Genomic DNA, 10924 nt, shown 5'->3' with positions numbered 1-10924 from the left:
GGGCCGGCGCGCAGGCCGGCCCTTCCGAAGCGTCGCGTTCGCGATGCTGCTAGTGCATGTGCCCGTGGCCGCCCCCGGCGGCCCCCGGCTCCTCCTCCTCGGGCTTCTCGACGACGGCGCTCTCGGTGGTGAGAACGAGCGCCGCGATCGAGGCCGCGTTCTGGAGCGCGGACCGGGTGACCTTGGCCGGGTCGATGATGCCGACCTTGAACATGTCGACGTACTCGCCCTTGGCCGCGTCGAACCCGCGGGTGTCGCCCTCGGAGCGGATCCGCTCCACCACGACCGCGCCCTCGTACCCAGCGTTGTCGGCGATCAATCGTGCCGGGTCGGCCAGGGACTCCCGCACGATGCGGGCGCCCGTGGCCTCGTCGCCGTTCAGGTCGAGCTTGTCCAGGGCAGCCTCGGCGCGGATCAGCGCGACGCCGCCCCCGGACACGATGCCCTCCTCGACGGCGGCCTTGGTCGCCGAAACCGCGTCCTCGATGCGGTGCTTCTTCTCCTTGAGCTCGACCTCGGTGGCCGCGCCGACCTTGATCAGCGCCACACCGCCGGCCAGCTTGGCCAGGCGCTCCTGGAGCTTCTCCTTGTCCCAGTCCGAGTCGGTCTTGTCGATCTCGGCCTTGATCTGGTTGATCCGGCCCTTGATCTCGTCCTCGTCGCCCTGGCCCTCCACGATGGTGGTGGTGTCCTTGGCCACGACCACGCGCCGGGCCCGGCCCAGCAGGTCGAGGGTGGCGTTCTCGAGCTTCAGGCCGACCTCCTCCGACACGACCTGGCCGCCCGTGAGGATGGCCACGTCCTGGAGCATCGCCTTGCGGCGGTCGCCGAAGCCGGGGGCCTTCACCGCGACGGCGGCGAACGTTCCCCGGATCTTGTTGACCACGAGCGTGGCCAGGGCCTCGCCCTCCACGTCCTCGGCGATGATCATGAGCGGCTTCCCGGCCTGGAGGACCTTCTCCAGCACCGGCAGGATCTCCTGCACGGCGGAGATCTTCTTGTTGACGATCAGGATGTAGGGGTCCTCCATGACCGCCTCCATGCGCTCCTGATCCGTCACGAAGTACGGCGAGATGTACCCCTTGTCGAACTGCATGCCCTCGACGAACTCGAGCTCGATGCCGAAGGTGTTGGACTCCTCGACGGTGACCACGCCGTCCTTGCCCACCTTGTCCAGGGCCTCGGCGATGGTCTCACCGATCTCGGTGGAAGCGGCCGAGATCGACGCCACGTGCGCGATCTCGTCCTTCGAGTCGATGTCCTTGGCCTGGGCCATGATGGCCTCGACCGCGGCGGCCACGCCTTTCTCGATGCCGCGCTTCAGGGCCATGGGGTTCGCCCCCGCGGCGACGTTGCGCATGCCCCGGTGGACCATGGCCCGGGCCAGGACCGTCGCGGTGGTGGTCCCGTCGCCGGCCACGTCGTTGGTCTTGGTGGCGACTTCCTTGGCCAGCTGGGCCCCCATGTTCTCGTAGGGGTCCTCCAGCTCGATCTCCTTGGCGATGGTCACGCCGTCGTTGGTGATGGTGGGGGCGCCCCACTTCTTGTCCAGGACGACGTTTCGCCCCTTCGGGCCGAGGGTGACGGAGACGGCGTCCGCCAGCTTGTTCACTCCCGCTTCGAGGGCCCGGCGGGCCTCCTCGTCGAACTTCACTACCTTCGCTGCCATTCGGCCTCCTCGGTTGGCGACGCTGTGAGCCGGGGACGAGCCCCGCCCCACGACGCTTCCTGACGCTTCAATCGGTCGGGCGAGCCCGCCTGCGGCGGGCGACAAGCCCCGGCTTACTTCCTGACGACGGCGAGGACGTCGCGGGCGGAGAGGATGAGGTACTCGTCGCCCTCCACCTTGACCTCGGTGCCGCCGTACTTCGAGTAGATGACCTTGTCCCCCACCTTCACGTCCAGGGGAACACGCTGGCCGTCCTCGAACCGGCCCGGCCCCACGGCGATGACCTCGCCCTCCTGGGGCTTCTCCTTGGCGGTGTCCGGGATGACGATGCCGGATACCGTGGTCTCTTCCTCTTCCCCCGGCTTGACCACGATGCGGTCTTCCAGAGGCTCCAGGCTGAACTTCGCCATCGATCCCTCCTCTTGTGACTTCCCTGACCAGACTGCTAGCACTCTTGCCCTGCGAGTGCTAATAGGATAGCCAGCAACGCCGAGAAGGTCAACGTGAAAGCTGGGGCACCGGCCTATGCTCGCCGTCGTGGGCGGGCGGCGACACCGGTGGCTTCGGTGGGTGGCCGCCGTCGTGCTCGTGCTGACCGGGCTGTGGTACGTGCCGCCCATCCACGTCCGTGTCACCGCGGCGCTGGCCGTGGCCCGGGCCGTGGGGTTGCCGGTCCCGGGGGTGTTCGGTTCGTCGGTGAGCGTGGGCCGCGTGGTCGTGGCTCCGGACCTGGTGGGGAACCTGTACACGCCGTCGTGGCCCGCGCCGGGGATCGTCCTGGTCCACGGGGCGGCCCGGGGCGGGGCCGACGATCCGCGCATCGAGCGGCTGGCCTCGGCCATCGCCCGGACCGGGCGCGTGGTGTTCGTACCCCAGCTGGAGCTCCGGTTCCGGGTCCTCTCGCGGGACGACATCGACCGCCTGGTTCGCTCGGTGCTGCTGCTGGAGCGGTTCCCGTTCGTGGACGGCTCCGTGGGGCTCGTGGGGATCTCCGACGGCGGGTCGTTCGCCCTCATCGCCGCGGCGGACCCCCGGATCGCGGGGTCGGTGGGGTTCGTCGCCACGTTCGGCGCCTACTTCGATCTGCGGCACGTCATCCAGGGCATCACCACCCACGCGACCACCGCGGACGGGCGGGTGGTGCGGTGGCAGCCCGCGCCCCAGGCCACGGGGATCCTCCGCCACCAGGCCGAGCGGTTCCTCCTCCCGGCCGACCGAGCGGCCCTGGAGGACGCGATGGCCGGCAGCCTCCCGCCGTCGGAGCTGTCGGCGGATGCCCGTGCCGTGTACGGCGTGCTGGAGAACCGGGACCCTCGCCGGGCCCTCGCGCTCATCGACCGGCTTCCCGCGTCCATCCTGCGTCAGATCAGGGCGTTCTCACCCAGCCGGTACGTCGGGCGGATCGACGCACCGGTCGCGGTCCTCCAGTCCCTCGACGACCCCGCGGTGCCGCCCTCCGAGGCCGCGTTGCTGGCGAGCGCGTTCCACGCGCCGGAGTACGCGCTGACCACGTTCACCCACGTGACGCCGGGGAGCCTCGTGCGCGGCCTTCCCGACCTGTGGCGAGCGGCGTCGTTCACGACGTGGGTCCTCGAGCATGGTGCACAATCGGCGGCGCCGTGATCCTCCAGCCGGACCTCGAGACCATGGATCCCGCCGAGCGCTTGGTCCACCAAGCACAGCGCTTGGCGCATCTCATCAGGCGCTTGGTGAACCAAGCATCGCCGTACTGGGACCGGAAGCTGGCCGGCGTGGACCCGGACGGAATCCGGAGGGTGGAGGACCTCGGCACGCTTCCGTTCACCACCAAGAGCGAGCTGCGGGACACCTTCCCCTTCGGGATGCTGGCAGTGCCGCTGTCGGAGACCATCCGGATCCACGCCTCCTCCGGGACCCGCGGCAAACCCACCGTGGTCGCGTACACGCGCGCCGACATCGAGGCCTTCGCCGAGGTGAACGCGCGGGCCATCGCCTGCGCCGGGGGGACACCGGAGGATGTGTTTCACGTCGCCTACGGCTACGGGCTGTTCACCGGGGGGCTGGGGCTCCACTACGGCGGGGAGCGGCTGGGAGCCACCGTGGTCCCTGCGTCGGGCGGCAATCCAGGGTTGCAGGTGCAGCTGCTGGCGGACCTCGGCGCGACCGGCCTGGCCTGCACACCGTCGTTCGCGATGCTGCTTGCCGAGCGCGCCGCGGCGGAGGGGCTGCTGGACCGCATCCCGCTTCGCTACGCGGTGTGCGGTGCGGAGCCGTGGTCGGAGGCCTTCCGGCAGAAGCTCGAGGCGGCCTGGGGCGGGATCGACGCCTGCGACATCTACGGGCTCTCGGAGGTCATGGGGCCGGGGGTGGCCATGGAGTGCCGGGAGGGCAAGGGTGCGCTGCACGTCTTCGACGACCACTTCCTGCCGGAGGTGGTCGACCCGGACACCGGGGACCCCGCGCCGGCGGGCACGCTGGGCGAGCTCGTGCTGACGACGCTCACCAAGGAAGCGCTCCCGGTCATCCGGTACCGGACCGGCGACATGACCGCGTTCGTCGACGAGCCGTGCGGCTGCGGCCGGACCCACCGGCGGATCGCGCGGTTCTCCGGACGGGTCGACGACATGCTGGTCATCCGGGGCGTGAACGTGTTCCCCAGCGAGATCGAGGCGGTCGTCCTGGACGACGCGGCGCTGGGCGGCCAGTACGCGATCGTGGTGGACCGGCGCCCAACGCTTCCCGAGCTCGAGGTCCGCGTCGAGCTGGCGTCCACGGCGCGCCTGTCGGGCCGGGACGACGTCGCCGCCGCGCTGCGGGGCCGCCTGGCCGAGCGCCTCCGGCTCCGGGTGACCGTGGTGGTGGGGGACCCGGGATCGATCCCCCGCCAGGAGATGGGAAAGGCCCGGCGGGTGTTCGAGCGCACCGCCGAACAGGATCCGTTCCCCGACCCGCCGGCTACAGCCCGCGGATGAACGCCACGGTCTCCCCGAGGCCGTCCTCGAGGTGCGTCCACGGGTGCCACCCCAGGGCCTCCATGGCCAGCTCGATGTCGAGGGCGCTGCGGCGGAGCTCCCCCTGTGGCAGCGGCCCGTACAGCGGCTGCCCCCCAAAGCCGGTGATCTGAGCCAGCATCCGGAACAGGCCGTTCACCGAGGTCTCCAGGCCCGTGCCCACGTTCACCAGTTTGCCGGAGCCTCGTTCCATGGCCAGGGCGAACGCGTGCACCACGTCGTCCACGAACACGAAGTCCCGGGTCTGGTTGCCGTCGCCGAAGATGGTGGGCGTCTCCCCCGCCAGCATCTTCGTGGCGAAGATGGCGACCACGCCGGCCTCGCCGGCCGGGTCTTGGCGCGGGCCGTACACGTTGGCCAGGGCCAGCGCCGTGAAGTCGAGCCCCCGGTACCGCTGGTAGAAGCGGAGGTAGTCCTCGGCCACCTTCTTGTTGATGCCGTACGGCGACAGCGGACGGGAGCCTGACACCGCCGTCTCCTTCACCGGCAGCCGGCGCGGCTCGCCGTAGATCGTCCCTCCCGACGAGGCGAACACGAACTTGCGGACCCCGGTCCGGCACGAGGACTCCACCACGTTCAGCAGCCCCAGCACGTTCACGGAGGTGTCGAGGGCGGGATCCTCCACCGAGACCCGAACGTTCGGCTGCGCGGCCAGATGCATCACCACCTCGGGGCGGTGCCGTTCGAACAGCGTGCGGAGACCCTCGCTGCGAATGTCCATGTTGTAGAAGGTGAAGTCCTTGCCGTAGCCCCGGGCCTCGGTGAGGTTCGCGATGCGGCCGGTGGACAGGTCGTCCACCGCGATCACGCGGTGCCCCTCGGCCAGGAGGCGGTCCGACAGGTGCGAGCCGATGAAGCCCGCGCCCCCCGTCACCAGGATCGAGGTCATGCGGACCGCGCGGGCTCGACGGCGATGGGCTGGTCGAGGGCCAGACCCGGGTCGGCCCCCACGTCCAGCGGCGTCCGCTCGCCGCGGGCCAACCGGTAGTAGCCGGCGCACGCGATCATGGCCGCGTTGTCGGTGCAGTACTCGAGCGGCGGGACCAGCACCTCCAGCCCCGCCTCGGCCGCCGCCGACAGCATCCGGTCCCGCAGGCGCGTGTTGGCGACCACCCCCCCACCCAGCAGCACCCGCTCGACCCGCCGCTCCTTCGCCGCCGCGATGGTCTTCTGGACCTGTACGTCGACCACCGCTTCCTGGAATGACGCCGCGACGTCCTCCACGCGGGGCTCGCGGCCCTCGGCGCGCTCGCGGCGGACGTGGCGGATCACCGCGGTCTTCAGTCCCGACAGCGAGAAGTCGTAGCCGACGCCCTCCATGGCCCGCGGGAAGCGGATGGCGTCGGGATTCCCCTTCCGCGCCACCCGATCGATCTCCGGGCCGCCCGGATAGCCCAGCCCCAGGAACCGGGCGATCTTGTCGAAGGCCTCGCCGGCGGCGTCGTCGACGGTCTGGCCGAGGATCTCGTAGCGCCCCTCCTCGGGCATCCACGCCAGCAGCGTGTGGCCCCCCGACACCACGAAGGACACGTAAGGGAACCGGGGCGGGCCGTGCTCCAGGAAGTTCGCGTAGATGTGCCCCTCCAGGTGGTTCACCCCGATGAGCGGAACGCCCGTGGCCAGGGAGACGGCCTTGCCGGCGGCCAGGCCCACCAGCAGCGCCCCGACCAGGCCGGGCCCGACGGTGACCGCGACGCCGTCCAGCTGCGAGAAGCGCATCCCCGCTCGGGACAGCGCCTCGTCGATGAGCGGCGAGAGCACCTCCACGTGCGCCCGCGAGGCCAGCTCGGGGACCACCCCGCCGAACCGACGGTGCATGTCGACCTGGCTGGCGACGAGGTTGGCCAGCACGCCGCTGCCGTCCTCGACGATCGCTGCGGCCGACTCGTCGCAGGAGGTCTCGATCCCCAGGACCTTCAAGCGCGCGTCACTCCGCGCTCTCCGCCGCTTGGCCCACCGGTCACTCGCTCTCCGCGGCGTCGGCCACGATCTGGTCCAGGAGCTGCTCGTACTCGGCGGTGTGCACGTCGTCCACCCACATCACCAGCGCGTCCTCGCCGGTCTCCTGGTAGTAGTTCTTGCGCACGCCCACCGGACGGAACCCGAAGCGGCCGTACAGCCGCTGCGCCCCCCAGTTCGACACCCGGACCTCCAGGGATACGGCGCGGGCCCCCATCTCGATGGCGGACTCGATCAGCTCGTACAGCAGGCGGGTCCCGATCTTGCGGCGATGCTGCTCGGGGTCGACGGCGATGGTGGTGACGTGGGCCTCGTCGCCGTAGCAGATCATGCCGGCGTACCCCACCACGTCGCGGCCGATCCGGGCCACGAGGTAGGTACGGTTCGCCGACTCCGACATCTCCGCCAGGAACAGGCTGGGGCTCCAAGGACGCGGATACACCTGCCGCTCGATCGCCATCACGCCGCGGAGGTGCCGGCGGCGCATCCGGCTGATCTCGAGCTCAGCCGGTCCGGGCTCTTTTGTCCCAAGCGATCTCCGCATCCGACTTCCTCAGGTACAACGGGACCACGTCCGCGACGCGGTCGAATTCTTCCCTGTGAAACCTGGGAATGGAGAGCTCGACGAGCGCGGCCGCGTTCGGGAACGCGAGCGCCGGCGACGCGAACTCCACCGGACTCCCCACCGACTCCAGCTCGCGACGGTACCGCATCGCGCCGTCCCCCACGAGCAGCACATCCTCCGCCCGAGCCTCCAGCTCGGCCGCGAGCTTGGCGGCGCTCCCCACCATGTACTCGGTGGTCCGGGTCACCCCGCCGGGAGCGGGCCGGTACAGCGCGAAGAACACCTCGTTTCGCCGGGCATCGACCACGGAGCAGATGACGCGGCGCGTGTAGCGCACGGCGAACGCCAGCACGTCGAGCGAGGTCAGCGCGACCATGGGCAGGGAGAGGACCTGGGCGATGGACTTCCCGGTCTGGATGCCCACCCTCAGCCCCGTGAACAGTCCCGGCCCGATGCACACGGCCACGCCCCCGATGTGCGACAGCGGCGTCCCGGACAGCCGGGTGAGGTGTTCGACCGCCGGGGCGACCGCCTCGTGGTGCGAACGGCCCGTGGAAAGGAACGTTGCCGCCAGCGTGCCGCGCTCGGAGCCGAGGGCGACGCTCGTCTGCGTGGTCGACGTGTCGATGCCGAGGACGATCACGGCGGCGGCTCCATCCAGGACTGGACCACCGCTTCCAGGCGTTCCCACCGGTTGGCCCATGTCCGCCCGTTCCCGGTCAGCAGGACCACCCGGCCGTCGTCCTCGGCCCGGGTCCACATCTCGACCTCCAGGTAGTCGTCCAGCAGGAGGCCCTCGATGGCGTCGCCCCACTCCACGAAGGTCACGCCCTCGGGGTCGAGCAGCTCCTCGAAGCCGAGGTCGATGACGTCCTGGACCCGCTCCAGCCGGTACACGTCGAGATGGTAGACGGGGTGTGTTCCCCGGTACTGGCGGACCAGGGTGAAGGTGGGAGACAGGACCTGGCCCTCGGGCACCCCCAGGCCCCGGGCCGCCCCCCGCACGAAGGTGGTCTTCCCCGCCCCCAGGTCTCCGGTCAGCGACAGCACGTCTCCCCGGTCCACCAGGGAGGCCACCGCCTGCCCCAGCGCCTCCATGTCCTCCGGCTTGGGGACGTGGAGCTCGATGACGTGGCTCACGGGCGGGGATCTCGAGAGGGACGCCGGGGCGCGCTCATCAGAACAGGCCGAGCTGCTCCTCGGGCGGCTGGGGACGCTCAGCCAGCGCCTGCTTCATCATCTGGAAGTCCTGGCGGATGGCCGCCATCTGCGAGGAGGCGTCCCCGCCGCCCCGCAGCACCGCCGCGGGGTGGAACGTGGGGATGACCACCCGCCCGTCCCACCGGAACCGCTGGCCCCGGACCTTGGTGATCGACACGGTCGGCCGGTCCAGGATCACGGCGGTGGCGAACCGGCCCAGCGTCACGATCACGGCCGGGTCGATCAGGGCCACCCGTTCCATCAGCCACGGCCGGCAGGACTCGATCTCATCGGGAAACGGGTCGCGGTTCCCGGGGGGCCGGCACATCACCACGTTGTTGATGTAGACGTCCTCCCGGCGGATGCCGATCTCGCCGAGCAGGCGGTTCAGCAGCTGGCCGGCCGCGCCGACGAAGGGCTCGCCCTGCTTGTCCTCGTAGTAGCCGGGCCCCTCCCCGATGAACATCAGGTCGGCCCGCGGGTCGCCCACGCCGAACACGACCTGGGTCCGCCCCTGCGACAGCCGGCACCGGACGCACGTCGCCGCCTCTTCCGCGGCCTCCTCCAGGGTCCTCGTGACCGTCACTGCCCATCCACCTCCCCCAGCTCACTGACCGAGGGGAAGCCGGGCACGCCGGTCGCCGTCCGGACGGCCCGCCGGATCGATTCGGCGACGGCCCTCCTGGCGAGGGCTTCGACCGCCCGCTGGCCGGCCTCCACGCGGCCGGTGGCCAGGGCGAAGGCGGTGTCGCCGTCCCACATGGTATGCGATGGCCTCACCGCGTCGGCAAGCCCCTCGTGCGCCGCCAGGCTGAGCAGGTGGGCGCGCTCCTTGGTCAGCGCGGCGTTGGTGGCCACGACCACGAGCGTGGTGGCCGTGCCCGGCCCCCAGATCTCGGGCGGCGCGGTGGCCGGGAGCCCGCTGCGGTTGGCGGCGATGGGCTCGCCGTCGTCGTCCACCACGAACCCCAGCGAGTTGGCCGCCGCGATGGCACCCACCACCAGGTCGCCCTCCCGCACCGCAGCGGACCCCACGCCGCCCTTCATGGCCTGGTCGGGGTGGGGCAGCTTCGCCACGGTGGCGCCCGTGCCCGCGCCGACGGTTCCCTCATCCACGCGGTCGGCGGCGGCCTCGCACGCCGCGTAGCCCTGCTCGGGCCCCGGCCGGGCCGCCGCATCGCCGACGGCCAGGTCGAACAGGACCGCCGCAGCCACGATCGGCACCCGGGCCACCCGCGTGTCGTAGCCCACGCCCCGTTCCTCCAGCCATCGCGCCACGCCGTCCGCGGCGGCCAGCCCGAACGCGCTCCCGCCGGTCAGGACCACCGCGTGCACCTCGTTCACCATCGTGCCTGGGCGGAGGGCGTCCGTCTCCCGCGTCCCGGGGGCGCCGCCCCGAACCTCGCAGGAGCCGACGGTCTCCGGCGGGCACAGCACCACCGTGCATCCGGTGAGGCCCTCGAGGTCCGTCCAGTGGCCCACCCGGATGCCCTCGACCTCGGTGATCACGGCCTTCTCCCCCGCGCGGCGGGTGTCGCCGCCTGCGCCAGGACCGACTCCAGGAACCGCTCCGTGACCCGGTTGAACTGCTCGTGGCGTTCCATCATGGCCAGGTGCCCCGCGCCCTTCAGCACGACCAGGCGAGCATCGGGGAGGGCGTCCTTCAGCGCCAGCGCCGAAGCCGGCGGCGTGATCCGGTCCACGTCGCCCACCATCACGAGCGAGGGAACCCGGACGTGCTCCACCGCGTGGCGGAAGTCCATGCGCAGGATCCCGGCCAGGCCGTCTCCCCACACCTCGAGCGGGGCCCGGCCGGAGATACGGGCCACGTGGGCGACCAGCGACGGAGGCGCCTTCGGGCCGAACTGGGTCAGGCGGGACACCGCGTAGGCGAGGTCGGACTCGCCGGCCCGCATGAACCGGTGGATCCGCTCCGCCCGCTTGGGGGCGCTGACCAGGGCGTGGATGCGGGCGGTGACGCCGGCCAGCGCGCCCCGCACCACCTCGGCGGCGGCGGTGTCGGCGAACACGACGCCGGCGATGCGCCCGCCAGGCCCGAACTCCTCCGGGTGGCGTTCGGCCATGGCCAGGATGGCCATCCCGCCCATGCTGTGGCCGACCAGGACCACCGGCCCCTCCCCCACGGCCGCGTCCAGCACCGCCACCAGGTCCTCTCCCATGGCCTGGAGCGAGTAGTCGGAGCCCTCCGCGGCCCCGCTCCCGCCGTGGCCGCGATGGTCGAACAGCACGCAGCGATAGCGCTTGGAGAGCTCCTTCCACTGGTAGTGCCAGGTCGTCATGTCCAGGCTGAAGCCGTGCGAGAACACCACCGCCGGCCGGGACGGGTCGCCCGCGGCGCGGACGGTCAGGAGCGAGCCGTCGAAGGACACCAGCGGGCCGAGGTCCTCCGGCGGGAGCTCTGCCAGCCGCTCACGCGACTCCGGGTCCACCCGGCGCCGGTCGCGCCGGATGGCCACCCGGGACAGCGCGATCCCCGCGCCGGCCGCTCCGGCCCCGGCGGCCAGGCCGGCCAGCCAGGCC

At 71.6% G+C, this 10924-nt stretch carries 12 protein-coding genes; 2 read left to right on the top strand and 10 right to left on the bottom strand.

The genetic code is table 11. The features are described from left to right. Window positions 1-49: 49 nt before the first annotated feature. The gene (gene groL / locus M3Q23_03715; protein MDP9341219.1) at window positions 50-1669 is read right to left on the bottom strand and encodes a chaperonin GroEL; all 1620 of its coding nucleotides are present in this window, start codon (window positions 1667-1669) and stop codon (window positions 50-52) included. 113 nt (window positions 1670-1782) lie between these two features. Further along, on the bottom strand, window positions 1783-2079 hold the full coding sequence (groES, locus tag M3Q23_03710; GenBank protein MDP9341218.1) for a co-chaperone GroES: 297 nt from the start codon (window positions 2077-2079) through the stop codon (window positions 1783-1785). Window positions 2080-2206: 127 nt separating this feature from the next. On the opposite strand from groES, the gene M3Q23_03705 reads away from it, so the two are divergent. Together M3Q23_03705 and M3Q23_03700 are read left to right on the top strand one after the other, a co-directional pair. Beyond that, complete coding sequence (locus M3Q23_03705; GenBank protein MDP9341217.1) at window positions 2207-3292, top strand: hypothetical protein; 1086 nt, start codon at window positions 2207-2209, stop codon at window positions 3290-3292. Then, the gene (locus M3Q23_03700; GenBank protein ID MDP9341216.1) at window positions 3289-4620 is read left to right on the top strand and encodes a phenylacetate--CoA ligase; all 1332 of its coding nucleotides are present in this window, start codon (window positions 3289-3291) and stop codon (window positions 4618-4620) included. The genes M3Q23_03705 and M3Q23_03700 overlap by 4 nt, the downstream gene beginning before the upstream one ends. On the opposite strand, the gene M3Q23_03695 is transcribed toward M3Q23_03700, so the two are convergent. The 8 genes from M3Q23_03695 to M3Q23_03660 form a co-directional block, all read right to left on the bottom strand. Then, window positions 4604-5548: an NAD-dependent epimerase/dehydratase family protein gene (locus M3Q23_03695; protein ID MDP9341215.1), complete on the bottom strand. Its 945-nt coding sequence runs from the start codon at window positions 5546-5548 to the stop codon at window positions 4604-4606. The genes M3Q23_03700 and M3Q23_03695 overlap by 17 nt on opposite strands. After that, complete coding sequence (tsaD, locus tag M3Q23_03690; GenBank protein ID MDP9341214.1) at window positions 5545-6579, bottom strand: tRNA (adenosine(37)-N6)-threonylcarbamoyltransferase complex transferase subunit TsaD; 1035 nt, start codon at window positions 6577-6579, stop codon at window positions 5545-5547. Before tsaD ends, M3Q23_03695 begins: the two co-directional genes overlap by 4 nt. A gap of 40 nt (window positions 6580-6619) precedes the next feature. Further along, the gene (rimI, locus tag M3Q23_03685; protein ID MDP9341213.1) at window positions 6620-7105 is read right to left on the bottom strand and encodes a ribosomal protein S18-alanine N-acetyltransferase; all 486 of its coding nucleotides are present in this window, start codon (window positions 7103-7105) and stop codon (window positions 6620-6622) included. Window positions 7106-7121: 16 nt separating this feature from the next. After that, complete coding sequence (gene tsaB, locus M3Q23_03680; protein MDP9341212.1) at window positions 7122-7826, bottom strand: tRNA (adenosine(37)-N6)-threonylcarbamoyltransferase complex dimerization subunit type 1 TsaB; 705 nt, start codon at window positions 7824-7826, stop codon at window positions 7122-7124. Further along, window positions 7823-8323, bottom strand: coding sequence for a tRNA (adenosine(37)-N6)-threonylcarbamoyltransferase complex ATPase subunit type 1 TsaE (gene tsaE, locus M3Q23_03675; protein MDP9341211.1), 501 nt, complete (start codon window positions 8321-8323; stop codon window positions 7823-7825). Before tsaE ends, tsaB begins: the two co-directional genes overlap by 4 nt. 37 nt (window positions 8324-8360) lie before the next feature. Further along, complete coding sequence (locus M3Q23_03670) at window positions 8361-8969, bottom strand: uracil-DNA glycosylase (GenBank protein MDP9341210.1); 609 nt, start codon at window positions 8967-8969, stop codon at window positions 8361-8363. After that, on the bottom strand, window positions 8966-9892 hold the full coding sequence (locus M3Q23_03665; protein ID MDP9341209.1) for a P1 family peptidase: 927 nt from the start codon (window positions 9890-9892) through the stop codon (window positions 8966-8968). The genes M3Q23_03670 and M3Q23_03665 overlap by 4 nt, the downstream gene beginning before the upstream one ends. Then, on the bottom strand, window positions 9889-10924 hold a 1036-nt coding region (locus tag M3Q23_03660; protein MDP9341208.1), incomplete at its 5' end, for an alpha/beta hydrolase. The genes M3Q23_03660 and M3Q23_03665, both read right to left, overlap by 4 nt.

This window comes from Actinomycetota bacterium, assembly GCA_030774015.1.
Classification (GTDB): Bacteria; Actinomycetota; UBA4738; order UBA4738; family JACQTL01; genus JALYLZ01.
This window is presented reverse-complemented; position numbering and strand designations above follow the sequence as displayed.

What these genes read in the sequence shown, in the direction of transcription:
- groL (MDP9341219.1), bottom strand. Translation starts at nt 1,669, where the DNA reads ATGGCAGCGAAGGTAGTGAAGTTCGACGAGGAGGCCCGCCGGGCCCTC.
- groES (MDP9341218.1), bottom strand. Translation starts at nt 2,079, where the DNA reads ATGGCGAAGTTCAGCCTGGAGCCTCTGGAAGACCGCATCGTGGTCAAG.
- M3Q23_03695 (MDP9341215.1), bottom strand. Translation starts at nt 5,548, where the DNA reads ATGACCTCGATCCTGGTGACGGGGGGCGCGGGCTTCATCGGCTCGCAC.
- rimI (MDP9341213.1), bottom strand. Translation starts at nt 7,105, where the DNA reads ATGCGCCGCCGGCACCTCCGCGGCGTGATGGCGATCGAGCGGCAGGTG.